The sequence below is a fragment of the Exiguobacterium sp. s70 genome, assembly GCF_018618315.1.
Classification (GTDB): domain Bacteria; phylum Bacillota; class Bacilli; order Exiguobacteriales; family Exiguobacteriaceae; genus Exiguobacterium; species Exiguobacterium chiriqhucha.
In genome coordinates this window covers 124993-150191 of record NZ_JACSLV010000003.1, presented here as the reverse complement: position 1 = coordinate 150191, position 25199 = coordinate 124993, and the positions used below count along the sequence as shown (strand labels likewise).

At 52.9% G+C, this 25199-nt stretch carries 23 protein-coding genes; 10 read left to right on the top strand and 13 right to left on the bottom strand.

The window, feature by feature from the left end:
• Nucleotide 1: 1 nt before the first annotated feature.
• Both moaC and KNP84_RS09190 read left to right on the top strand, forming a co-directional pair.
• A complete protein-coding gene (gene moaC / locus KNP84_RS09195; protein WP_214801619.1) occupies nt 2–466 on the top strand; it encodes a cyclic pyranopterin monophosphate synthase MoaC in 465 nt (154 codons plus the stop codon).
• Nucleotides 463–1473 carry a ThiF family adenylyltransferase gene (locus tag KNP84_RS09190; RefSeq protein WP_215114660.1) on the top strand — a complete coding sequence of 337 codons (1011 nt, stop codon included), beginning with the start codon at nt 463–465 and terminating at the stop codon, nt 1471–1473. The genes moaC and KNP84_RS09190 overlap by 4 nt, the downstream gene beginning before the upstream one ends.
• Nucleotides 1474–1514: 41 nt before the next feature.
• On the opposite strand, the gene KNP84_RS09185 is transcribed toward KNP84_RS09190, so the two are convergent.
• Nucleotides 1515–2504: a LysM peptidoglycan-binding domain-containing protein gene (locus KNP84_RS09185; RefSeq protein ID WP_353049105.1), complete on the bottom strand. Its 990-nt coding sequence runs from the start codon at nt 2502–2504 to the stop codon at nt 1515–1517.
• A gap of 305 nt (nt 2505–2809) precedes the next feature.
• Here KNP84_RS09185 and KNP84_RS09180 point away from each other — a divergent pair, with 305 nt between their 5' ends.
• Nucleotides 2810–3559: a FixH family protein gene (locus KNP84_RS09180; RefSeq protein WP_214801610.1), complete on the top strand. Its 750-nt coding sequence runs from the start codon at nt 2810–2812 to the stop codon at nt 3557–3559.
• Nucleotides 3560–3589: 30 nt separating this feature from the next.
• On the opposite strand, the gene KNP84_RS09175 is transcribed toward KNP84_RS09180, so the two are convergent.
• A complete protein-coding gene (locus KNP84_RS09175; protein ID WP_214753607.1) occupies nt 3590–5215 on the bottom strand; it encodes an ABC-F family ATP-binding cassette domain-containing protein in 1626 nt (541 codons plus the stop codon).
• A gap of 133 nt (nt 5216–5348) precedes the next feature.
• Here KNP84_RS09175 and KNP84_RS09170 point away from each other — a divergent pair, with 133 nt between their 5' ends.
• Nucleotides 5349–5960, top strand: a complete 612-nt coding sequence (locus KNP84_RS09170; protein WP_021068038.1) for a stage II sporulation protein M — start codon at nt 5349–5351, stop codon at nt 5958–5960.
• Nucleotides 5961–5983: 23 nt separating this feature from the next.
• On the opposite strand, the gene KNP84_RS09165 is transcribed toward KNP84_RS09170, so the two are convergent.
• The 5 genes from KNP84_RS09165 to KNP84_RS09145 form a co-directional block, all read right to left on the bottom strand.
• Nucleotides 5984–6706, bottom strand: a complete 723-nt coding sequence (locus KNP84_RS09165) for a DNA/RNA nuclease SfsA (protein ID WP_215114659.1) — start codon at nt 6704–6706, stop codon at nt 5984–5986.
• A gap of 2 nt (nt 6707–6708) precedes the next feature.
• Nucleotides 6709–7155: an SACOL1771 family peroxiredoxin gene (locus tag KNP84_RS09160; RefSeq protein WP_214801604.1), complete on the bottom strand. Its 447-nt coding sequence runs from the start codon at nt 7153–7155 to the stop codon at nt 6709–6711.
• A 55-nt stretch (nt 7156–7210) separates the two neighbouring features.
• On the bottom strand, nt 7211–8449 hold the full coding sequence (pepT, locus tag KNP84_RS09155; RefSeq protein WP_029596316.1) for a peptidase T: 1239 nt from the start codon (nt 8447–8449) through the stop codon (nt 7211–7213).
• A 129-nt stretch (nt 8450–8578) separates the two neighbouring features.
• A complete protein-coding gene (locus KNP84_RS09150; protein WP_058765390.1) occupies nt 8579–9253 on the bottom strand; it encodes an LrgB family protein in 675 nt (224 codons plus the stop codon).
• Nucleotides 9250–9606 carry a CidA/LrgA family protein gene (locus tag KNP84_RS09145; RefSeq protein WP_214836715.1) on the bottom strand — a complete coding sequence of 119 codons (357 nt, stop codon included), beginning with the start codon at nt 9604–9606 and terminating at the stop codon, nt 9250–9252. Before KNP84_RS09145 ends, KNP84_RS09150 begins: the two co-directional genes overlap by 4 nt.
• 151 nt (nt 9607–9757) lie before the next feature.
• Between KNP84_RS09145 and KNP84_RS09140 the strand changes: the two genes are divergently transcribed.
• Nucleotides 9758–10495: a YwqG family protein gene (locus KNP84_RS09140; RefSeq protein ID WP_214801595.1), complete on the top strand. Its 738-nt coding sequence runs from the start codon at nt 9758–9760 to the stop codon at nt 10493–10495.
• Between the two features lie 44 nt (nt 10496–10539).
• Here the strand turns inward: KNP84_RS09140 and KNP84_RS09135 are convergent, their stop codons facing one another.
• Nucleotides 10540–13683 carry an efflux RND transporter permease subunit gene (locus KNP84_RS09135; RefSeq protein ID WP_215114658.1) on the bottom strand — a complete coding sequence of 1048 codons (3144 nt, stop codon included), beginning with the start codon at nt 13681–13683 and terminating at the stop codon, nt 10540–10542.
• 24 nt (nt 13684–13707) lie between these two features.
• Nucleotides 13708–14280 (bottom strand): TetR/AcrR family transcriptional regulator, encoded by a 573-nt coding sequence (locus tag KNP84_RS09130; RefSeq protein WP_021068045.1) that lies wholly within the window; start codon nt 14278–14280, stop codon nt 13708–13710.
• 228 nt (nt 14281–14508) lie between these two features.
• Here KNP84_RS09130 and KNP84_RS09125 point away from each other — a divergent pair, with 228 nt between their 5' ends.
• From KNP84_RS09125 to KNP84_RS09115, 3 genes are all read left to right on the top strand, one after another.
• Nucleotides 14509–15579 carry a Fe(3+) ABC transporter substrate-binding protein gene (locus KNP84_RS09125; RefSeq protein WP_214801591.1) on the top strand — a complete coding sequence of 357 codons (1071 nt, stop codon included), beginning with the start codon at nt 14509–14511 and terminating at the stop codon, nt 15577–15579.
• A gap of 134 nt (nt 15580–15713) precedes the next feature.
• On the top strand, nt 15714–17351 hold the full coding sequence (locus KNP84_RS09120; protein WP_058765398.1) for an ABC transporter permease: 1638 nt from the start codon (nt 15714–15716) through the stop codon (nt 17349–17351).
• Nucleotides 17351–18058, top strand: a complete 708-nt coding sequence (locus KNP84_RS09115; protein WP_021068048.1) for an ABC transporter ATP-binding protein — start codon at nt 17351–17353, stop codon at nt 18056–18058. Before KNP84_RS09120 ends, KNP84_RS09115 begins: the two co-directional genes overlap by 1 nt.
• Before the next feature lie 46 nt (nt 18059–18104).
• Here the strand turns inward: KNP84_RS09115 and KNP84_RS09110 are convergent, their stop codons facing one another.
• From KNP84_RS09110 to KNP84_RS09100, 3 genes are all read right to left on the bottom strand, one after another.
• Nucleotides 18105–19001 (bottom strand): class F sortase, encoded by an 897-nt coding sequence (locus KNP84_RS09110; RefSeq protein WP_215114657.1) that lies wholly within the window; start codon nt 18999–19001, stop codon nt 18105–18107.
• A gap of 20 nt (nt 19002–19021) precedes the next feature.
• A complete protein-coding gene (locus KNP84_RS09105; RefSeq protein ID WP_215114656.1) occupies nt 19022–20362 on the bottom strand; it encodes a globin family protein in 1341 nt (446 codons plus the stop codon).
• Between the two features lie 82 nt (nt 20363–20444).
• On the bottom strand, nt 20445–21224 hold the full coding sequence (locus KNP84_RS09100; RefSeq protein ID WP_214836731.1) for a helix-turn-helix domain-containing protein: 780 nt from the start codon (nt 21222–21224) through the stop codon (nt 20445–20447).
• Between the two features lie 114 nt (nt 21225–21338).
• Between KNP84_RS09100 and KNP84_RS09095 the strand changes: the two genes are divergently transcribed.
• Both KNP84_RS09095 and KNP84_RS09090 read left to right on the top strand, forming a co-directional pair.
• On the top strand, nt 21339–22988 hold the full coding sequence (locus tag KNP84_RS09095) for a glycoside hydrolase family 13 protein (RefSeq protein ID WP_215114655.1): 1650 nt from the start codon (nt 21339–21341) through the stop codon (nt 22986–22988).
• 103 nt (nt 22989–23091) lie between these two features.
• Nucleotides 23092–23598, top strand: coding sequence for a flavodoxin domain-containing protein (locus KNP84_RS09090; RefSeq protein ID WP_021068053.1), 507 nt, complete (start codon nt 23092–23094; stop codon nt 23596–23598).
• Here the strand turns inward: KNP84_RS09090 and KNP84_RS09085 are convergent.
• Entirely contained in the window at nt 23562–25160 is a 1599-nt protein-coding gene (locus tag KNP84_RS09085; RefSeq protein ID WP_215114654.1) for a glycoside hydrolase family 55 protein, read from the bottom strand. The two genes, KNP84_RS09090 and KNP84_RS09085, sit on opposite strands and share 37 nt — an antisense overlap.
• Nucleotides 25161–25199: the final 39 nt, after the last annotated feature.

Genomic DNA, 25199 nt, shown 5'->3' with positions numbered 1-25199 from the left:
GATGGAATTAACACATATGAACAACCAAGGACGGGCGCAGATGGTCGATGTATCCGGGAAAGTAGAGACGACACGGACGGCTCGGGCCCGTACGTCGGTTGAACTGAGTCGTGAACTCAAACAGCTCATCACAGACGGCGGTCTTGCAAAAGGAGATGTGCTCGCCGTCGCCCAAGTGGCTGGCATCATGGCCGCTAAAGAGACGAGCCGCATCATCCCGATGTGCCACCCGCTCGCCTTGAAAAAAGTCGACTTGACGTTCGAGTGGGACGGGACGCAGCTCATCATCGAGGCGTTCGTGAAGACGAAAGGTGATACCGGTGTCGAGATGGAGGCGTTGACGGCCGCGTCCGTCGCCGCCTTGACCGTGTATGACATGACAAAAGCCGTCGATAAAGGGATCGTCATCGGACCGACATATCTGCTCGAGAAACAAGGTGGGAAGTCAGGGGATTACGTCCGATGACACACGCCTCGGAGCGCTATGCGCGGCAGGCCCGGTTCCACGGCATCGGAGCGGAGGGCCAAGAACGTCTGATGGAGAAACGGGTGCTCGTCATCGGTCTCGGTGCGCTCGGTGCGGCCGTAAGTGATCAGCTTGTGCGGGCCGGTGTCTCGCTCGTCCTCGTCGACCGGGATTATGTCGAGGTGACGAACTTACAGCGACAGACGCTTTACGTAGAACAGGATGCGATCAGTGAGACGCCAAAAGCGATTGCCGCGCTCGAACGTTTACGGGTCATCAACTCGGACATCGAGTTAGACGCGCAAATCGTCGACGTCTCGTGGGATTGGCTTCGCGCCTTGCCTCACGTCGATCTCGTTTTGGACGCAACAGACAATGTCGAGACACGGCTGTTGTTAAACGATTTCGCACTCGACCGCGGCATTCCGTTCATGTTCGCCTCGTGCGTCGGGGCGTACGGCATGAACTACACGGTGATGCCGGGAGAGGCCCCATGTCTTCGCTGCCTCATGCGTCACTTACCACTAGCTGGACAGACGTGTGCGACAGCGGGAGTGGTGGCACCGATTGTACAACACGTGGCGAGTCGTCAAGTCGTCGAGGCGTTGAAGTTTTTGACGGGTCGTCCTGAAAAGATGGAACGTCGGCTCTTGATTGAAGACATGTGGGAAAATCAGTCGCAGCGACTCGATGTCGCGCGGCTCATCGACGTGTCTTGCCCGTCTTGTCAGACGCATGACTATCCGAGCCTTGTGTCAAATCGACAGCAGACGTCGCTTCTATGCGGACGTGACGTCGTTCAAGTCCGTCGGTCCATCGAAGGACTGGCCCCTATCGCCAATCTGCTAGAACGTGCTGACATTGCGGTGAAGCGAACACCGTTCACGTTAGAATGGCGCTGGCGGAATCATCGGATGCTCTTATTCAAAGACGGCCGTGTCCTCGTCCACGGGGTCAATGACGCGCATGTCGCGGTCGCGATGGTCGATGAATGTCTTGGCACATAAAAGAAGTGCCCGCGGAATGTGTGGCGGACACTTCTTTTTGGTTAACGTGGAATCGTGAGCACTTGCCCGACGTAAATCAAGCTCGTGTTCGTAATATTGTTGGCGGCGGCAATCTTGGCGACGGTCGTATTATACATCGTCGCAATCTTATAGAGCGTGTCGCCCGATTTGACGGTGTACTTCACTGTCGTCGGAGTTGTTGTCGTACCTGGGATGACGAGCACTTGTCCGACATAAATCAAATTGTAGTTTGTGATTTTATTGGCGGCGGCGAGGGCAGAGACGGTGACGCCGTAAGCACGAGCGATGCTATAGAGGGTATCACCTGATTTGACGGTATACGTTTTGGCAGTCGAAGTAGAACGATAAGCAAGGAGTTGGGAGACAGTGACGAATTTATAGCCCTTCGCTTTCAATTGCGAAATCATCGTCGGCAAGGCGAGCGGTGTGCCCGGAGCGCCGGCACCGGTGTGCATTAAGACGATTGAGCCCGGTTTGATATTCGCTTGTACTTTCGTATTGATTTGACTAGCGGTGACACCTTTCCAGTCGACGGTATCGATGTTCCATTGAATCGTGTAGCCGTAGCCTGCTGCACCAACTCCGCTCAACACGGCGCTGTTAACGGCGCCGAATGGGGCCCGGAAAATTGGTTTTGTTGTTTTACCGGTAATCGATTTAATTTTCGCTTCCGTCCGATCGAGTTCCGATTTCATCTGCGTGGCGGTCAACTTCGTGAAGTCTGGATGAGTATACGAATGGTTACCGAATTGGTGACCTTTAGCGGCGATGTTTTTGATGTATTGAGGATGGTTATTGGCGCCCGATCCAGTCAAAAAGAAAGTGGCTTTGACATTGTTCTTGGCAAGTATGTCCAAAATCTTATTCGTATTCGCACCATCCGCTCCGTCATCGAACGTCAACGCAACGACTTTACTCGTCGTGTTCACGCTCGTGATGAATTTCGACGCGGCGGCATCGGCCGATTTTGGATAAGCGACTAACGGTGCCAACATGATCAACAAGGCCATTAACACACGTACGAACCTGCTCTTCATTTTGGTTTCGCCTCCATTCTTGGGTGTATGTATCTTGATGTTAAGGCTTTCCATATATTGAGCTGTGTATATATTTTATATACCCCCTTTTGATGGCAAACATCGTCCAATCCTAAAATAAGGCAAAGGATTTTTTGGATAATATCTCTCAAAATTTGTGTTCAATTTATGAGTGGTAAACTCGGAAAATATCACACAATCCTCACACATTTCCGAAAAAAGGGTGCTATCATGAACAATGTGTGAAGAATGTAAGCGATTGAATAGGGGGATTCAATATGAACACCATGATGAAACGATTGGGTGTAACGTTTGGACTGGTCGGTCTATTCGTTCTCGGAGCGTGCGGGACAGATGAGACAACAAAAAGCGCCGAGACCACGCCATCGATGGAGCCGGTAGAAGCAGAATTGAACGTGCCGGCGACAGCCGATAAAGACGAGGCGGTCACATTGGCGGTTCGCGTCACACAAGACGGGAAAGCGGTCGATGACGCCGACGAAATTAAGTTCGAAGTCTGGAAGAACGGTGCCAAGGAAGAGAGCGAGATGACAAAAGCGACGCTCACAGAAGACGGCGTATATGAGGCGGAGACGTCGTTTGCCGAAGAAGCGGTCTATACGGTTCAAGTGCATGTAACGGCTCGGTCGATGCATACGATGCCGACGACGAACGTGACGGTCGGTCATCCAGAGACAGCGGCGGAAGCAGAGGCTGAAGAAGATCATCACCATCACGCCGGAGCGGACATTGTCCTCGACCCGACACAAGCGGTCGCCGAGGAAGCCCAACCGTTCACCGTCAACGTCGAGATTGAGCATGAGGCGTTGACAGGTGCGGATGTTCAACTTGAAGTGTTTAAAGACGGTGCAGACAAACACGAGTGGGTGAAACTCGAAGAAACGGAAGGCGGAAACTATGCGGGTGAGCATACATTCTTTGAGGCCGGTACGTATAACGTTCAAGTCCATGTGACAAAAGGACACGACATCCATGAACACATCATGGAGACCGTCGAGGTCAAATAAAAAACGATCGGCCGCGGCCGATCGTTTTTCTTATGCGTTCTGATAAAGTGATTCGACTTGTTGTTGGAGCGATTCGTTCTCGAGGAACTCGTCGTACGTCGCTTCTTTGTCGACAATCCCGTTCGGCGTCACTTCGATGATGCGCGTGGCAATCGTTGAGATGAGCTGATGGTCATGCGAGCTAAAGAGGAGTACGCCTTTGAACGTCTCGAGCCCGTTGTTGAGCGCTGTGATCGACTCGAGGTCCAAGTGATTCGTCGGATCGTCGAGGACGAGGACGTTCGAGTTCGACAGCATCATTTTCGAGAGCATGCAACGCACTTTCTCTCCCCCTGAGAGGACAGATGCTTTCTTCATGACTTCTTCGCCTGAGAAGAGCATACGACCGAGGAAGCCGCGAAGGAACGTATCCGACTCGTCTGCTGGTGAGAACTGGCGTAACCAATCCAAGATGCTCTTATCCGAGCCTTCGAAGTATTCTGAGTTGTCTTTCGGGAAGTACGACTGTGTCGTCGTGACGCCCCATTTGACCGTACCTGCGTCAGGCTCCATCTCACCCATGATGATTTTGAAGAGTGTCGTGATGGCGACGTCCGAACGGCCGACGAATGCGACTTTGTCCGTCTTGTTCAATGAGAACGTGACGTTGTCGAGTACTTTGACGCCATCGATTGTCTTCGAGACGTTGTCGACGTAGAGCACGTCGTTCCCGATTTCACGTTCCATCGAGAAACCGACGAACGGATAACGGCGTGACGATGGACGGATATCGTCGAGCGTGATTTTATCGAGCAACTTCTTACGCGACGTCGCTTGACGCGCCTTCGAGGCGTTCGAGCTGAAACGGGCGATGAAGTTTTGAAGTTCTTTAATCTTCTCTTCTTTTTTCTTGTTCTGGTCGTTGGCCATGCGTGAAGCAAGTTGGCTCGACTCGTACCAGAAGTCGTAGTTCCCGACGTACAATTGAATCTTACCGAAGTCGAGGTCGGCCATGTGCGTACATACTTTGTTCAAGAAGTGACGGTCATGGGATACGACGATGACGGTGTTCTCGAAGTTGATTAAGAACTCTTCGAGCCATTGAATCGCTTTAAGGTCAAGACCGTTCGTCGGCTCATCGAGGAGAAGAATGTCAGGTTTGCCAAACAATGCTTGCGCAAGGAGAACTTTAACTTTCTCGCCACCTGTGAGCTCACTCATGAGCTTGTGGTGTGACGCGTCCGTGATGCCGAGTCCTTGAAGGACCATGGCAGCTTCTGATTCGGCTTCCCAACCGTTCATCTCAGCGAATTCGCCTTCGAGTTCAGCAGCGCGCATACCATCTTCGTCAGAGAAATCTTCCTTCATATAGATGGCGTCTTTTTCTTTCATGACTTGATACAAGCGCTCGTGGCCCATGATGACCGTCTCGAGTACCGCTTGATCTTCGTACGCATAATGGTCCTGTTTAAGGACAGCGAGGCGTTCGCCAGGCGAGAAGCTGACGTCACCTGTCGTCGTGTCTTGCTCACCGGCAAGAATTTTTAAGAATGTTGACTTCCCGGCGCCGTTCGCACCGATCAAGCCGTAACAGTTGCCTGGTGTGAACTTGATGTTCACGTCTTCGAACAACTTGCGTCCACCGAATTGGAGACTTACGTTATTTACTGTAATCATGTATAGGATCCCTCGTTTTTCTGATTAGTTTACGACGTGTATTGTATCACGTTTTTTGAAAACGCGCAGTCGTGGGTAAAAATGAAACAAACAGCAACCTGATTCGTATAGAGAATAAAAGGGGGAATCAGTCATGAAAACAACGCTCCCGCTGAAAGAAGCGTGGTCGAACTATTATCGTAGAGATTTCTTCCGTCTATGGGTCATTTTCCTCGTGACGGGTATCGGGTCGTATTTCTTGTTTCGATCGTTCATCGCACCCGATCAAATAGACGAGATTTTAGCGCAGCTCGGAGATACGTTTGAATCGAGGGGCTTGACGTTCGATTCGAGCGCCCATGAGACGATGATTGCCTTGTTCGTGAACAATACGCGTGTCACGCTGTTCGCCTTCCTGCTCGGGATGATTCCACTCTTCATCCCGTACGTGTTCGTCGTCATCAACGCCGCGGTCATCGGGTTGGTCGCCATGCTCGTTGGGTTTGCCGGCGAATCCGTGATTCGGGTCATCGTGCTCGGCATTTTACCCCACGGTGTCACGGAGATATCGGCCATCTTACTCGGAGCGGCGATGGGATTATCGCTCAACCGTTACGTGTGGAAGAAACTGCGCGGTAAAGAGACGGACGTCACGTTCAAGGCGCTATTTGTGGCAGGCGTGAAGATGTTTCTCTTCATCGCGGTGCCGCTCCTCGCCATTTCGGCCGTCATCGAGGCATACGTGACCCCACTGTTATTACAGTAAAAAAGCCATCAGCGATGGCTTTTTTACTTGAAATGATTCGTTGTCTCAACACATCGGATCAAACGAATCCCTTCTCTGGACAGGTCGCCGTTCACTTGCCAAATTTCTAATCCATTCGTGATCGCATCGCGAATCAGCTGACGAATCCGCGCGTCTTGTTTCCGGTTCGGATTGCCGGTGAAGACGGGCGCATCATATAAGAAGACATACAGCAGGACGGCCCGTTTGGTTGCAGGCAACGTCGCAATCAACGTCTCGAGATGGCGAATTAATCGTTCGGTCTCGATCGGTCTCGTCACCGCACGGCGTTCAAAGCGGGGGAGAGGCGTCACGAACAACTCGGTGAGTGGTGCCTTCACTTCCATATAGACACCATCAACTTTGAAATCGAGTCGTGACGTGCCAATGACTTGCTCGCGTTCCACATGTTTCGAGTAAGGAAAGACCGGTAATGCGTCCGTGTCCAAGCAATACGCGACGAAATCGTTGGCGCGACCTTGATGAATCCCAATCCATTGTCGGTCTGCATCAATCGAGATGGCTTCTACTGTGAAGGCGGTGTTCCGTCGCGGATCGTTCGTTGTCGAGATGAGGCAAGGCACCCCGTCAAAGACGAGGTCACCGATGCGGCCTGTGACCGGACAGTGGCAGGCGACGACGGTGTCGCCGATCAATACATCCATCACGAACCGATTGCGTCGTTTCAAAATGATGCCTTCTTGCAGGTCTAGTGCGAAGCGATACATCGTCAGTCGACGCGTGTGACCGTCGTGCTGAGCTCGAACGTGACGTTGCCGGCCAAGGCGCGTGAAATCATGCAGCCGTCCTTGGCTTTCTTGGCGATCCGTTCGACGAGCGTGATATCACGGTCTGTGGCATCTGTCGGCACGTTGATGCGGGTCGTGTAGCGAATCGTCTCATACGTGAAGACACCGTTCGTCACGTCGACGATGCCTTCGGCGTCAATCGTGATTCCGCGATGTGGCAGTTCGCTTCGCCCGAGCATAGCCGCGAGCGTGATGATATAGCAGGTCGCCGCAGCACCGAGCAACATCTCATCGGGGTTCGTCCCGATGCCCGGACCATCCATTTCCGGGGGAATCGAGATTTGTGTCTTTAACCGTTCGGCCTCAATCGTTCCGACGTCGTTGCGTCCGCCGGTCCAGTCGAGGTTCATTTGAAACGTATGCTTCATAAAAAATCGCCTCCAATGTCTCTATTCTAGAAGAGAACGATTGGAGGCGCATGTGTTATGCTCGCGCGCGTTCAGCGAACGTGCGGAGCGTCTGGATGATGACGTGGGTCGCTTTTTCCATGTTGTTGACGGAGACGTACTCGAACTTGCCGTGATAGTTCTCGCCGCCCGTGAAGATGTTCGGGGTCGGGAGTCCCATATACGATAGTTGCGAACCGTCCGTACCACCGCGAATCGGTTCGATTTTCGGTTCGATTCCAAGTTCGCGCATGACGTCGGCGACCGTATCGACGATGTGTTTCACTGGCTCGATTTTCTCGGCCATGTTGTAGTATTGGTCGTCCATTTTTAAGTCAACGCGCGCTTCGCCGTACTTCTGTTTCCATTCGACGACGAGCTTTTCAAGCAACGCTTTGCGCGCCTCGAACTTCGTGCGATCGTGGTCACGGATAATGTATTGCAGCGTCGTCGTCTCCACGTCGCCAGAGAAACCGTTCAGATGGAAGAATCCTTCGTAGTCGCTCGTATGCTCTGGGGCCTCATCAGCCGGAAGGCGGTTGTGGAATGCCATCGCCAATTTCATCGAGTTGACCATCTTGTTTTTGGCACTGCCCGGGTGGACGTTCGTCCCATGGAACGTGACCGTGGCACCAGCGGCGTTGAAGCTCTCATATTGGAGTTCGCCGAGGGGACCGCCGTCCATCGTATAGGCGAAGTCGGCGTTGAAGCGAGCGACGTCGAACTTGTGCGGGCCGCGTCCAATTTCTTCGTCCGGTGTGAAGGCGATCCGGACCGGTCCGTGCGGAATCTCCGGATGGGCCAATAAGTATTCGACCGCAGTGACGATTTCGGCCATACCGGCTTTGTCATCGGCACCGAGCAAGGTCGTGCCGTCTGTCGTGATGAGCGTATGTCCCACATAGCCGTCGAGCTCCGGGAAGTCACGCGGCGACAAGATGACTTGGAGCGCCTCGTTCAAGACGATATCGCCACCCTCGTAATGTGCGACGAGTTGCGGGTTGACGTTCGTCCCGGTGAAGTCGGTCGCCGTATCGACGTGGGCAAGTAAGCCGATCGTCGGTACATCATGGTCGACGTTACTCGGAAGTGTCGCGAACAAGTAACCGTACTCATCCGTCTCGACGTCCTCGAGCCCGATTGCTTTCAATTCGGTCTCGAGATGGCGAATCAAATCCCATTGTTTCGCCGTCGACGGAGTCGTCTCACTCGTGAAGTCGGACTGTGTATCAATTTTTGCATACGTGATTAAACGTTCAATCAATTTCGATTGCATGGTCTGCCTCCTCTGATGAATCTGTTCTCATTTAGTTTAGCATGAGAGCCGTTTTGAAAAGTATCGAAATTGTTTGAAAATAAAAAGAGAGGCGCGATGGCCTCTCTTCGTGCCCGATTTCTTCCCGAATCAAAACAGAAGAGGAAGTAGAAATGGCAACACAAATGACGTGAAGATGGCAGACAGACCCATTGCCGCTCCCCCTGTCGCACCGGATAATGGGTGTTCCGTCGCAGCTTGAGCCGTCCCGATGCCGTGGCTGAGCGTCCCGAGCGCAAGTCCGCGCGTGAACGGGTCGGTCACGTTGAAGCGCGTGAGAATCATCGGACCGAGCATGGCCCCGAGGATTCCGCAAGCGACGGCGACCGACGCGGCGAGTGCGGCGTCACCTTGTAGTTGCCGCGCCAATTCTAAGGCGATTGGTGACGTCACTGATTTGACGGACAAGGCGAGCAAGACGTGATCCGTCAATTTGAGCGCGGTCCCTAACCCGACAGCGACGAAAATCGTCGACAGCGTCCCGAGCATGATGGCCCCGAGCGCCCGTTTCGCGCGAGCGAGCAAGATAGGCAAGTTGCGATAGAGTGGTAATCCGAGTGCGACCGTGGCTGGTCCAAGCAGCGTCGTGATGGCGTCTCGAGCCGGGGCGTACGTGTCGTACGTCTGTCCGGACAAGAGCAAGATGACAATCAATGTCGCTGTACTCAAGAAGACGACGTTTGTGAAGGGGGACGCCCATTTGAACGATAGTTTGCGGCTCAACATGTAGACGCCGATGGTGACGAGCACCCAAAATAATGTCATGAGGCTTCACCTCGTCTTCCAGAGATGAGTGCGGTGACGATGAGACCAACGAATAGACTGATGATCAAGGCGGCAAACAGTGGCACACCTTCCGCCTTCAATAAATCACTGTAAGACATGAGTCCGACCGCAATCGGGATAAAGAAGAAAGCGAGATGCTTTGTCAAAAAACCAGCGCTGTCTTCAATCCACTCGACACGGATCAGTTTCGTCATCAATAAGAGCAGTAAGAGGACCATTCCGATGACGCTTCCAGGAACTTTTAAATCAAGCGCAGCGACGATCCAATTGCCGAGTGAGCTCAAGCCAAACAAGAGCGAAAGGCCAATCACCCATTTGATGAGACGTTGCATATATGACATCCTTTCGCGAATAAGTTCAAAACGTATGCATTTTCTCAAGTTTCATTCATTCGGTCAAGATAAAGGCTATATAAAAAATGATAAAGGGTACACACGTTCGGTATGGTAGACTACTTTTATCATATCCGAATGAGGTGTTCGAATGGAACTTCAATCAATCAAACAGTTTATTGATCAGCACGGGCTCGAACAGGGTGATGACATCTTGGCGGCGTTCACGAAGCGCGTTAACTTGAAGCTTGAACCCCGAACGACACGAGAAGAAGTCGCGATTGGTCATTCGAAATTTGGCGGCTACCCAGATTTGCCGAGTGCGTCGGACCATCCTGGAGAGAACTTGACGTTGTTGGCACAGTTCCGGCTGAGTGACTTCACTGGATTTGAATCGGTCGAAGCGCTTCCGAAAGAAGGGATGTTATCGTTCTTCTATGATTTGGACGAACAACCGTGGGGTGACGCGGACGAACGTCACCTTTGGCGCGTCCTCTATACAGATGCGACGGCGCTTGTAAGGGTCCGCGTCGGCGAAGCACTCAACGAGAGGGCTGTCGCATTCGAAGAAGGCTATGCGCAGAACGATCACGACTTGTTTGATCTGATGAGTGAGGACGAGTATTCCGCGTTTGAGGAGTTATTCAATGAAGAAGAGGCGCATGCGGTCGGCGGTCATCCAGACGAGGTGCAACATGATGTGTTTGAAGAGGTTGAAGAGACCCATGGGGAACGATTCAGTGACCCGTTTCTCTTATTCCAAATGGACTCAAGCGATGAACTTGACATCATGTTCGGCGACGCCGGCATCCTCTATTTCCTGATTCCGATCGAAGCGCTCCGAGCCAAGCGGTTTGAAGAAGCTGAAATCATCATGCAATGTTACTGAGCGCAAAAAGAGAGTCGACCCTTTATGGGCGACTCTCTTTTGAATTACGCTTCTTTTTTCTTACGGAACCGTGCGAAGAACTCATACACGATTGGGACGATAAGGAGCGTCAACAGCGTCGAACTCGTCAGTCCGCCGATGACGGTCACACCGAGACCTTTCGAGATCAAGGCGCCGCCTTCAAGGCCGAGAGCGAGCGGTGCGAGGGCACCGATCGTCGCGAGCGCCGTCATGAGAATCGGACGGAGACGCGTACCGGCTGCTTCGAGCAAGGCATCGCGTGTCGAGAGATCGGCCGCTTCTTTATGAATGACGCGGTCAATCAAGACGATGGCGTTCGTGACAACAATCCCGATTAACATGAGCGCACCGATTAAGGCAGATACCGAAATCGTTTCGCCTGTAATGAGAAGGGCGACAAGCCCCCCGATAATCGCGTAAGGAAGCGAGAACAGGACGACGAACGGTGTGACAGCACCACCGAACGTGATGACGAGCACCAAGTAGACGATGGCGACGGCCGCGAGCATGGCGAGACCGAGCTGGGTGAACGATTCTTGAATCTGTTCAGTGACCCCACCGACGTCATACGAGACACCAGTCGGGAGTTCGATATCAGATACACGTTCCTCGATGGCAGCCGAAGCTTCCGTCGCTTTGTCGGTGCTGAGCTCGACGTTGACGCGAGCTAGGAGCTTCCCGTCACGTTGGACGAGCGTATCCGGTGTCGTTCCTTCCTCGACTTCGATGAAGTCCGAGATTGGGCGAGGGCCGAACGGTGTTGTCACTTCTTGTTCCTGCAAGTCTTCAATGCTGTCGTACGTGACTTGTTCCGTCGGGATGATGACATCGAGCTGCTTGTCATCGATTGTCACGGTCGAAAGCGGGCTTTCTTGCGCTTGGAACTGTCCAATCGTCTGGGCGAGCTGAGCGGCCGAGACACCTGCCTCAGCAGCAGCTTGCTGGTCGACGTTGAACGTGTATTGCACGTACGATTCGCGAAGGTCAGACGTTGCTTGACGGACGTAATCCGTCTCTTCTTCAATCGTCTCAATGAATGTCGGGACGATTGCTTCAAGCTCTTCAAGTGAGTTGGCATAGACGTTATACGTCACACCGCTCGTTCCGGCGCCGCCGGCGAAGTCTTGTTCTTTCCACTCACCGCCTGAGGCGAGTTCATTCAACCGTTCGACGTCGGCGATTTTGACATCGGCGAAATCTTCCGTGTCCGGATCGTACTGGACGATGAAAATCCCTTGTTTGTTGTTCCCAGGGTTGAGCGGGTTCTCGCCACCGACCGTGAATTGAACGTCGGTCGCGTCCGCTTGCTCTTCCATGAAATACGTCTCGGCGATTTCGGCCGCCGCAATCGAATCATCAAGCGTTTGGCCCGGTTCTGGGTCGAACGTGACGTAAAGCGTCTTCTCAGACTCTTGGTTCAAGAAGTTGACCCCAATGGCTGGGACGAGGGCGAAACTTCCGATTAAGAGAAGCGTCGCTAATCCAAAGACGACGAGTTTATGGTTGAGCGACCAGTTGAGGACGCCGCGATACCATTCGGCGAGCTTCCCTGGTCCTTCTTCCGGTTTCAATTTGTCGCGGTTCTTAAAGAACGAGTCGGCCATCATCGGTACGACCGTGATCGCGACGAGTAGCGACGCGAGCAAGGCGAAGACGACGGTCAAGGCGAACGGTAAGAACAGCTCGCCGACGAATCCTGTGACGAAACCGAGCGGCAAGAAGACGGCGATTGTGACGATTGTCGACGACGCGATCGGAATGAACACTTCCTTCGTCGCAGCGATAATCAGTTCTTTGCCGCGCAATGTCTCGTTCGGACGTGTGAGGCGACGGTAAATGTTCTCAATGACGACGATAGAGTCATCGACGACCCGCCCGATGGCGACGGTCATCGCGCCGAGCGTCATGATGTTGAGCGTGATGTCGAGCTGTTTCAAGACGATCAACGCCATCAAGAGCGAGAGCGGGATGGAGATGACCGCAATAATCGTCGAGCGGAAGTTACGAAGGAACACGAGAATAATCAAGATGGCGAACAGACCACCGAGTAACGCTTTCGAGACCATCGTCTCGACCGATTCTTCAATCGGTTGGCCTTGGTCGAGCGTGACTGTGACGTTGGCCGTGTCATAGTCGGCTTCGAAGTCGGCGAGCACATCTTTGACGGCGTTGACGACATCGACGGTGTTCGCGTCTTGCGTTTTCGTCACTTGAATCCCGATGGAACGTTCCCCGTTCGACCGTGAAATCGATTCCTCGACGCCGCGGTCTTCAATCGTCGCGAGTTCGCTCAAGGCGACGGTCGGGACGGTTGTCGGGACGTTGGCAGGTGGGACGGCACCTGGCACTTCAGTCGGGACTTGTGGGGTCTCGCCAGTCGGAAGTTCCGTTGGCGCACCTGGCACCGGCTGTTCCGTTTGTGCGGGTGAATACGGGATTTGGAGGTCGCGGAACGCTTCGAGCGTCTCCGACTTCCCGTCGATGACGACGGCTTGTTCCGTATCACCGAGTTCATACAGGCCGAGCGCGATGCGGGCATCGTTCGCTTGAATCAACTGTTTGACCGTGTCTTCCGTCAAGTTGTAGTCGGCGAGTGCCTCCTCATCGAACTGAAGCTCGACACGACGAATCTCTTGTCCGGCGATTTGGACGGTCTGAGCGCCTTCGACCCCTTCAAGGGCCGGTTGTAACTCATCTTCGACCAATTTCGTCAATTCGGCCAAATCGAGACTCTCATCTGAGACGGCTGCCCCGATGACCGGGAATGCGTCAAAGCTGAGACGCGACACTTGCGGGTCTTGGACGGCTTCCGGCAACTCGACGTTGCTGAGCGCGTCTTTGACGAGTTGTTCAGCTTCTTCCATATCGGTGCTGAAATCGTAATCGATTTGAATGTTTGAAGCGTTCTGGAACGAAGACGATCGAACTTGTTCGACCCCGTTCAAGCTCTTCAAGCGCTCTTCGAGCACGGTACTGACTTCATCGAGCACTTGTTCAGGTGAAGCACCTGGGTAAATCGTCGTCACCGAGACGGTCGGTGTCGTGATGTCAGGCAACGTTTCTAGTTTCATCGTCAAGCCGGCGAAAATTCCGGCGGCCGTCAAGATGATCGTCATCAACCAGACTGCGAACTTGTTGTTGACGGAGAAGGACGTGATTTTCTGCATGGGGTTCATTTCTCCTCTGATGGGTTAGTCTGTTTTACCCGAATCGATGTTCCGGGCTCGCTCGATCAAGCGAGCGATAATGTCTTGTTTTAGGGCGGGAGGGGCGATGCCGACGTTAAAGTGCTCGGACATCATCATCCCTTCGAGTGCATAACGGATAATCATCGTCTCGACGGGATCGCTCGTCTGTTGAAACGCTGCGAAGAACGTGTCGAGGTCGTGCTTCCACCGTTCGGCGTATTCCTGGTCGACAGCGAATAGCGTCAAGAAGGCAATCATTTTCTCGGCGTCGATGTGAATCGGTGAACGCTCGGGATGGAGTTTCGTCTCGTCAAACAGGCGAACGAACGCTTCGACAGGACCGTTGCCGTCGGCTTGAAGCGACTCGTACAACTCGTTTTGCTCGGTTTGGAGCCGTTCGACGATTGCGGTCAACAGCGCTTCTTTGGATGGATAATGATATAGGAGACCACCTTTCGAGACGCCAGCCGTCTTGGCGACTTCATCTAATGTAAGATGATGTACACCATGCTCCATGATGATATCCGTCGCGGCATCCAACAATTTCTGTTTCGTGATCATTGATCGGTTTGTCATGTCATGCCTCCTTTCTGTACCGACCAGACGGTTTGTTCTCTTTCACTATAGGGGGCTAGTCATTTTGAAGTCAAGACATGATGATGTTAAAACTGTTAAGTTATGTGTTTATAACTGTGGTAAACGATTTCAAAAAAAGGTTGACGTGAGAATGATTATCAGTGATGATAGTAACTGAGAGTAATTATCATTACCAATATTAGAGATGAATAAGTGGGGGATTATGAAATGAACAAAAAGTACATGGCACTTGGCCTTTCGGCTGCGCTCACGACATCACTTCTTGCGGCTTGCGCCAGCACAGAAGAAACGACGACTTCAAGCGACAACGAGACAGCAGAAGAGTCAAAAGTCGTCAATGTTTACTCGAGCCGTCACTATGATGTCGATAAAGAGCTTTACAAGCAGTTCGAAGAAGAGACAGGCGTGAAAGTCAACGTCGTCGAAGGGAAAAGCGATGAGTTGCTCGAGCGTTTGAACACAGAAGGCGACAACACGGAAGCCGATCTCTTCATCACAGCGGATGCAGGGAACTTGTATCAAGCCAAAGAAGCGGGACATCTGCAAGCGGTCGATAGCGATGTGCTTGAGTCAAACGTCCCTGAGAAATACCGTGACACAGACAAAGAATGGTTCGGTCTCACGAAGCGGGCCCGTGTCATCGTCTACGCCAAAGACCGCGTGAAACCAGAAGACTTGTCAACGTATGAAGCACTCACAGAAGAACAGTGGAACGGCAAAGTTCTCGTCCGTCCGTCTGAGAACATGTACAACATCTCGCTCCTCGCCTCGTTCATCGAAGTGAACGGTGTCGACCAGGCAAAAGAGTGGGCGAAAGGTATGGTCAACAACTTTGCACGCGACCCACAAGGAAACGACCGTGACCAAGCGAAAGCAGTCGTGGCCGGTGAAGGTGATGTCGCCATCATGAACACATACTATATGGGTCTCATGTTGAACTCGGAAGACGCGGAAGAGAAGAAAGTGGCTGAGCAACTCGGTGTCTTCTTCCCGAACCAAGATACGACGGGGACACACGTGAACATCTCAGGAATCGCGATGACAAAAGCCTCGAAGAACGAAGACAATGCGAAGAAACTCATGGAATTCATGTCTGACCCGTCAGCACAAGAACAGTTCGCGAGCGCGAACTATGAGTATCCGGTCAACGAGTCGGTTGAACCGAACGAACTCCTCCAATCATGGGGTGAGTTCAAAGAGCAGGACATCAACCTCTCGGCACTTGGAGAACACCAACAAGAAGCCATCCGTCTCTTCAACGAAGCGGGCTGGAAATAAGAAGACTTCGGCTTGAACAGACGTTCAGGCCGAAGATTTTTGCGTTTCTTGACACGCTAGCGGTACAACGAGAGCGTTGAACCTGATATGATGGGACAGGAAGTGACTGAACGAAAGAACGGGAGTTGTACGACATGAACTGGTACGCGCTGAAACGACAACTGAATGGATGGGCCATCCTCAGCTTTATCGCGCTGGTGTTCATCGTCCTGCCAGGCGTCGTCGTCTTGGTCGAACTGTTCGCACCGGTCAACGACAACTGGCAACACATCCGCGAGTACTTGTTACCGACTTATGTGCGCAATACGCTGTTCATCATGCTCGCGACCGGATTGTTGACGACCATCATCGGGACGAGCTTGGCTTGGTTCGTCACCGTCTATGACTTTCCGTTCCGTCGGTTCTTCAAATGGGCGCTCATCTTACCGCTCGCTATCCCGCCTTATATCGGGGGATACACGTATCACGGAATCTTGAACTATACGGGCGTCATCCAGACGACGCTGCGCAATGAGTTCGGCATCACCGTCGACCAGACGTACTTCAACATCATGACGATTCAAGGCACGGTGTTCATCTTCACGCTGTTCTTGTATCCATACATTTATACGATCACGCGGGCCTTCCTGCACAATCAATCGTCCTCGATGATTGAGAACGCCCGCATCCTCGGCCGCGGCTCATGGGACATCTTCTTCACCGTCGTCATCCCGATTTCGCGTGTCGCCATCATCGGTGGGGTCAGCCTTGTCTTGATGGAAGTATTGAACGACTATGGGGTCGTCAAATACTTCGGGATTCAGACGTTCAGCACGGCCATCTTCAGTACATGGTTCGGGATGAAAGATACGTCCTCGGCGCTCAAACTCGCCGGGACGCTCATGATTCTTGTTATCGCCATCTTGACGATGGAACGGCTCGTCCGGGGGCGGAAGCAGTTCAGCTATGCGACGACAAAAGTGAAGCCGCTCAAACCGAGACAATTGACCGGGTGGCACCGCTACGCCGTGTTCGGCTATGTGGCGACCATCTTCGCCGTCGCGTTTCTCATCCCGTTCGTACAACTCGTCGCTTGGACGGTATTGACGTTCGAGCAAGTGTTCACGGCCGAGTTTTTCCGCCTCGTCTGGAACACGGTGAGCGTGGCGTTCATCGCGACCGTGATCATTCTCGTGTTCGCGCTCATCATCGCGAACTACACGCGCCTGTTCCCGTCGAACATGACACGCGTCATCTCGAAAGTGACGACGCTCGGTTATTCGATCCCGGGAGCGGCCATCGCCATCGCCGTCATCACGTTGTTCTTGCTGCTTGATGAGTGGGTGCTGAACGTGGCGCTCGCCTTGGATTTAGGCCAGACGTTCGTGTTCAGGACGACGCTCATCATGCTCATCTTCGCCTACGTCATCCGCTTCCTCGCCATCGGCTATAACTCGATCGAGAGTGGATTTGAGAAAGTCGGCAAGTCGTTCACGGAAGCGTCGCGCATGCTCGGATGGGGGACGGTACAGACGTTCTTCCGGGTCGATATCCCGATGATTAAAGGGGCGATCATGAGCGCGTTCATCCTCGTCTTTATCGATATTATGAAAGAATTGCCGCTGACGCTGTTCTTGCAGCCATTCAACTTTTCGACGCTCGCCACACAGGCGTTCAAATATGTCAGTGACGAGAAGATACATGAGGCAGCGCTCGCCTCGATCGTCATCGTGCTCATGAGCGGACTGTTGATCTTTGTGTTCCATAAGGTGCTTGATAAGGAGGCCGACTAATGTTTGTTCAAATCAACGATTTACACTTCAGCTATAAAGGTGCGCAAGCCGAGACGATTAAAGGATTCTCAATCTCAATCACAAAAGGTGAGATCGTCTCGCTTCTCGGTGACAGCGGTTCTGGGAAGAGTACGATTTTACGACTCATCGCAGGGCTCGAGATGCCGAATCAAGGCGTCGTCGTCGTCAACGACTGTGTCTGTTGCGACGATTGCCAGTTCATGCCGCCTGAACAGCGTGGTGTCGGGATGGTGTTCCAAGACTATGCGCTCTTCCCGCATATGACCGTTGAGAAGAACATCCGCTTCGGTCTGCATAAATTGAGCCGGAAAGAACGGAACGAGCGTGTCGAAGAGATGCTGACGCTCGTGAACTTGTCCGAGTTCCGTCATCGCTATCCGTACGAGCTCAGTGGTGGTCAGCAACAGCGTGTCGCGCTCGCGCGTGCGTTGGCACCGAAACCATCGCTCCTCATCTTGGATGAGCCGTTCAGCAACTTGGACACGTCGCTCCAGCATCGCATTCGGGACGATTTGCGCCGCCTCCTCAAACAAACGGGGACGACGACAATTTTCGTTACCCACGATGAAGAGGACGCAGAGGCGCTCGCTGACCGTATCGTCTATCTCGGCGAAGGCAAAATCAAAAAACAGATCATGACGGAGAACAATAAGACGTTCAACCCGCAGATTCCATGCTTCGTGTAAAACAAAAGAACCCGCAGACATAAATCGTCTGCGGGTTCTTTTGTAGTTACCTCGTCTCTTGAGAAGGACTCGACTCGTTCCCGAGTTGATCGATCGCTGTCACATAATAAGCTGCCTGCTCGTTCGTGACTTCGATGCTCTTCCGGGCGTGCGACGGGATACTTTCGATATGTGTCGCTTCACCGTCGACCATTTCGTAGACACGATAGCCGATGACGGCGTCGTCACGGACGGCGTGCCACGTCAATAAGTTCCCGCGGAGTTCGACGCTCGTTGGTGCGTCGAGTTCGACTTCGGTATTGATTTCGGTATCGACAAGTTCGGTATAGACGACGAACCGCTCGTCGTAACCGCCGTCACCGAACGTACCGGAACACGTGATCAAGTTCAAATGTCGACTCGAGGTCGCTCCGAAGATGTCTTCAATTGGTGCGTTTTTCGTATCATAACTCTCTGTTTTTGTGACACGAAACGTCAACGTGTTGCCGTTCTCGTCGATAATCGTCACGGCATCGCCTGTCTTCAGCTGATTGAGTTCATAGAAGACGGCAGGGCCGGTCTTGCTGTCGACGTGTCCTGCGATGACGGCATTTCCTTTACTACCAGGTTTGACGCCCGGCTCGAACCAACCGACTTGGTTCTCGTCTTTTGGGACGCCCATCTGTCCGTTGTCGAGTACGCCGACCTGTTCGATTGCGGTGTCGACCTTGATTTTAGGAATTTGAAGTTGGACGGGTGTCGCGGCCTTGGCACTTTCCTCTTCCTCGGCTAATCGGAGCTTCTTCACCTCTTCCTGTAGAAGTGAGAATTCAGCCGATAAATCTGGGCTCTCCTCTATTTGTTTTTCTTCTACAGGTGGTGACGACGATTCTTGGGCGCTCGTCCACGTCCAGAAGCCAAAACAAAAGAGAGAGAGCGCCAGAAACAAATGGCGCTTGTTCATGGGGCTCCCTCCTTATTGAATTATTGTTCAGACACTTTACGGTTGCGAAGCGTTACGAAGGCGAGTAAGATTCCGCCAAGTACAGCAAGGCCAGCGTAGAGCGTGTTCATTGATTGTTCTTGTGCACCACCGAGACCTGTTTCAGGCATCTCTTCAGGCATTGTTGTTTCAGCGAACTTGTCAGGCATTTGTGTCACGATCGCGTTACCGAGTGTCTCACCAACACCGAACATGAACGCGTATCCTTCACGGAATGACATCCAAGCGGCATCCGCATCACCAACTACATACTGATCGAACGTTTGAAGCACGAGGGCCTCATGTTGTTTGATGGCTTCTTGGCCAGCTTCTTGTGGCAAGTTACCTTCTGTCGCTGCATCGAGGAATGTGCTGAAATCGACAGCGAACTGGTCGAGCTTCATGCGTGCTTCTTCAATTTTAGCTTCGTCGCCTTCGAGTGTAGCGGCAACGATGTCACCTTGGGCTGTGATGTGGTTCCCGTTCCATACTTTTTCGAATTGGGCCGCACCTTCGTCACCATAGACTGAACCGATGGCTGCTTTGAAATCGAGTGTGTTCTGATCTTCAGCCCAGCTCACGTAGTCGAAGTCTTCTGCTTGATCGTAGCCTTTTTGCATGCCGATTGCTGCGAGGGCGAAGTGCTCACCAGCAAGGCTGTTCAATGTTGAACGAAGCTCGACGGCCGGTGTGTCAGCAGCAGTTTCAAACTTGTCAGGCATCTGTGTGACGATTGCGCCTGAGAGGGCTTTACTGATGTCGAACATGAGCTTGTACCCTTCGCGGTACGTCATGTATGCCGACTCGTAATCACCTGCGACGTAGTTGTCGAATACTGAGAGAACTTGGTCTTCGTGAAGCTCAAGTACGTCAGCGGCTGCGTCTTTTGGTAAGTTACCTTCTGTTGCTGCATCAAGGAATGTTGAGAACTCTTCGACGAATTCATCGACTTCAGCTTCAGCGTCAGCGCGAAGCTCTTTGTCTTCTGATTTAGCCGCTTCGACGAAGTCAGCTGAGTAGTCGTTGTGACCAGCGAAGATTTCTTCGAACTGGGCTGCACCTTCATCACCGTAAATTGAAGCGATGGCCGGTGTCATGTCGAGTGCGTTTTGATCGAGGGCCTTCATCGCGACTTCGGCGTCAGGTGCTCCATCATAAGCTTTCATCATCGATGTGACGGCTAAGACGTAATGCTCAGACAGTAATTGGTCGAGCGTGGCTCGTAAGTCACCTGCTGGTGTGCTTGCTGTCGGCGCGTGATCCGCTGCCTGTGCATTCAATGGTACGAGTAAGCCGAGTGCGAGTGCCGGTGCTACAATCTTGTTCATTGTTTTCTTCTTCATGGGTAATCGCTCCTTTTTTTGAGTGGTTGTCGTTGTTTACACCCATCTAACGGAGCGGTTCAAAAAATGGATCACTCTTTTTTTATTTTTTTTCGTTTTTTTGTTGAAGTGTGCGATAAACCCCTGGTGCGACGCCATATTTTCGTTTAAAGATTCGATGAAAATATGGATAGGAGCGGAATCCGGACAGCTCGGCGATCCGTTCGAGAGAGTGCTGGGTGTACTGCATCTGTTCTTCGGCGAGCTGGAGTCGAATCGATTGGGCATAGGCGACAATCGTCATACCCGTCACTTCTTTGAACAAGTGGACGGTCCGCGATACACTGAGCCCGACCGCGTCGGCGACGTCTGCCACTTTGAAGTCGCTTGTGACGTTTCCTTCTATATAACGCATCATGCGTGACACGACCGGGGGCCGCACGTTTGCTTGCACTTCTTGGACGGAACGGTCCAGCATGAGAAGCAAGGCTTCAATCAGTGTCTCAATCAAATCCGGACTTTGTTCAGTCGTCGGGCGTCGCGCCTCTTCGGTGATATGCTGCCAGATTGACAGCAGGCGAGGGTCGATTGAGATAGACGTGATGCGGGAACGGTCGATCGCCGCCCACCATGCATCGAGTGTCGGACCATCACAGAAGAGGTGATAGTCCCCGCTTGCCGGAGTGTCGACATGCAATTCGTACTCGTCACCGGGTTTGACGAGTAACAAATCGCCAGGCCGTGCCGTATGCGTCTTCCCATTGACGACGATGCGCGCCGTGCCTTCCGTCTGCAAACGAATCAAATACGTCTCCAATCGATTCGGGAAAGGAAAAGTGTAGGTCGTTGTATGATAAGAATAGCCACAAAAGCCAATTTCCATCGAATCATCCTTTCTTAATAGCAAAATCGTGCATATTCTCATCATATCATGGATAGAAATCAAGGCGACGAGCGGGTACGATGAAATCGACAGAACGTATGAGGAGGATGAAACATGAAACAATGGTGGAAAGAAGCGGTCGTCTATCAAATTTACCCGCGCAGCTTTAATGACTCGAACGGTGACGGCATTGGGGACATCCCTGGAATCACCGAGAAGATGTCGTATTTGGCGGAACTCGGAATCGATGTCATCTGGCTATCGCCGGTGTACGATTCACCGAACGACGACAACGGATACGATATCCGCGATTACCGGGCCATCATGGATGAGTTCGGAACGATGGACGATTTCGATGCGATGCTCGAAGAAGCGCATCGTCACGGCATCAAAATCATGATGGACCTCGTCGTCAACCATTCGTCGGACGAACACCAATGGTTCATGGAATCGCGCTCCTCAAAAGACAGCCCGTACCGGGACTACTACATTTGGAAAAAAGGCGAGAACGGTCAGCCGCCAACGAACTGGGGCGCTTTCTTCGGAGGGAGTGCGTGGCAATACGATGAGGCAAGCGACGAATACTACTTGCACCTGTTCAGCAAAAAGCAACCAGACTTGAACTGGGAGTCAGAGACGTTGCGCCGTGAAGTATACGATTTGATGACGTACTGGCTCGATAAAGGGGTCGATGGTTTCCGGATGGACGTCATCAACATGATCTCGAAAGATCCGAGCTATCCAGACGGGGAGACGCGTGGGACAGGTTATGGGGACGGCACACCGTTCTTCTTCAACGGACCGCGCATCCATGAGTTCATTCAGGAGATGAATCGTGAGGTCTTGTCGAAATACGATACGATCACGGTCGGTGAGATGCCTGGCGTCAGCGTCGATGAGGCGAAGCTATATACGGGAACAGACCGTGATGAGTTGAACATGGTGTTCCATTTCGAACACGTCGACGTCGGCAACGGCAGTTTCGGCAAATGGAACCCGACGGACTGGAAGTTGACGGATTTGAAGACAATCTTCTCGCGTTGGCAGGAAGGTCTTGAGGAAGATGGCTGGAACAGTCTCTATTGGAGCAACCATGATCAACCGCGAGCCATCTCACGGTTCGGGAACGACTCGGACGAATACCGTGTCGTCTCTGGTAAGATGCTGGCGACGCTCCTGCACATGTTGAAAGGGACGCCTTACATCTATCAAGGTGAAGAGTTCGGGATGACGAACGTGGCGTTCGACTCGATCGATGAGTACCGCGATATCGAGACGCTCAACGCGTATCGGGATTACACGACGAACGGACTGTTGACGCATGATGAGATTTTCCGCGGCATTCACGCACGTGGGCGCGACAACTCACGGACGCCGGTCCAGTGGTCGGCCGAGGCGCAAGGCGGATTCACGTCCGGCACGCCTTGGATCGGGGTCAACCCGAACTATGTGACCGTGAACGCGGAAGCGGCACGACGCGATCCGGACTCGCTCTTCCATTACTATCGCCAATTGATTCAGCTCCGGAAACAACATCCGATTGTCGTTTACGGGAAGTATGAGTTGTTGCTGCCGGACGATGAAGCGGTATACGCCTTCACACGTACGTTCGAAGGCGAGACGTGGCTCGTGCTCTGCAACTTCTCAGCTGAGACGGTGACGCGGGAGCTGCCGTATGACGTGACAGAACGCGTCATCGGCAACATGGAACCAATCGAGCCGTTCACGCTTCGTCCGTACGAAGCGCAAGTGTATAAAGTGTGACGAAAAAAACTCGCCTCCTTGGCGAGTTTTTGTTGTGTCGTTAGTAAAGATGACCCGTTTCGGGAATAGGGATAGTAGAGTCTGACCGAAAGGGGGAAACACGATGAATACGTTAATTGCTTATTCGACCCGCTACGGGACGAGTGAGAAAGTCGCCCATCTGTTGGCGGAGCGGCTTCCGGGAGACGTCCACATTCAAAACGTGGTCGAAGCACCGGACGTCGAGTGGGGGACGGTCGACCATGTGATTGTCGGCAGCTCAATCCGGATGGGTAAAATTCAAGACGAGATGACGGCTTGGCTGCACATCAACGAAGCTCAATTGCTCAAACGACCGCTCGGCCTTTATTTATGTGCCGGTACGCCGACCCCAGCCGAGCGGCAACGAGAGCTCGAGGACGCGTATCGAGAAGTGTTGCGTGCACACGCTTATTTTGTCGAGGTCGTCGGTAACGGCTATGATTTCGAGCGGATGGGCTTTCTCGACAAAGCCATCGTCCGCATGATGGCAAAACAGACGGTGAGTTCGCTCAATTTAGACGAGACGATGCTCGATGAACTCGTCGAGGCGGCTCAAACATCGTTGCGTACACGGTCTGAGAACCCGTAAGCAAACAAGTCGTGAGCCTCGATTGGACTACTCGTGGAGATGAGCACATCTCCACTTTTTTGTTCGCCTTCGATTCGCTGGAGCGTAATATTCGTCAACTGGCCACCAATTTTCAAGGCGACCGGGGCCGAGTTGCGACAGATAACGTCCTCGATCGTGACGTGGTCGGTCCGGTTATCGCCGCCGAACAGTTCAATGTCGGCCCGACCCGATGCAAATCCGCTCGTCGCAATCCGTTTCAAGCGTACGTTGCGAGATTTATATTGGACGGCGAGGGCTGGATTGGCGCGATAGTCGTAATCCGGATTGCCGATGGCCGTGAATCCATGAATCAATACGTCCTGATACGCCGACACGACGAGGCTGCGTGCCGAAGATTTCGTATACAGCTTCGAGCGGACCGGTTCCATCGACACGAGATTCGTGCCCGACAGGAAGCGGGCCGTCTTCGACTGCGGGTCATCGGCCAAGTGATGGCTGATATGACGGAAATTGAACGACCGATTGTCGTGATACGAGAAGTGTCCGAATATGTGGACGTCATGGGCGGCCGATGACGTTCCGTGCGCCTTCACTTCGACGCCCCCGAAACAACCTTCGCTCATATTATTGACGAGTGTGACGTGGCGTGACCCGTCATCAATCTCGATCCCGTTCGAGTTCGAGAAGCCATGGGCGTGGGTCCGTCCGTGTGGATGATGGCAGTAACAGTTCGTGATATAGAGGGCGTCGCTATGATGGGTCGTAATGCCGTCGTCTCCGTAATTCGTTGCTTCGCAATGGTCGAGCCACACGTACCGGCTCCCTTTTTTGGCGCGAAGCCCGTCCCCTAAGTAATGATAATGAGGAGATGTGATATCGAAGGCATGCAGTCCCGCGTTTTTCGCCGTGACATGGTGAATCCAACCGAATTTGACGTGCGCGAACGTTAACGCGCTCGAAGCGGTATCGCCACTCGAGGTCCGGTCGACGTCACCGAGGCGCTCCACGTTCCAGTCGAGCGTCAAATGTGCGACTTCGATATGGTGGTTTCCGGCGAACGGGGTTGCATTTCGAAGCAACCGTCGATGTTTCGGAGCTCGGTCCGAGAGCTTGATGATCGTTTCCTGCTGGCTTGCCCCTTCAAGCACACAGTTCGACGGGATGCGGATGCCGCGGACGACATACACGCCGGCCGGCACGTGGACGTGGCGGTTCGACCGGAGGGCGAGCCGGAAAGCGAGCGTGCAATCCGTCAAACCATCCCCGACGGCCCCGTAGTCGGTGACGTCGATATGTTGGCGTGTCGCTTGTCTCAAGTTCAAGTGCTCGGCATCGAGCCGGCGCATCCACACCGGGCGGACGATTCCATCGACCGTCTCGAGCGGCAAGGAACTTGTCACTGGGACGATGCGTTCGGTCATCGGCAGGTGAGAGAGATAGGTTTTCGCTTGGTCGGGATAGTGGGCCTGTCGTGTCGCCTCATGCCAATCAAGTGTTTCTTTCAATAAATCACCGAGCGCCCAGTTCGAATGGTGGGCGATGGTGGCAGCGATATTCGAGCGATCAATGTATGCAGTCATATGGTTCATCCTCCTAGCGTTCACTACAATTGAATGTAC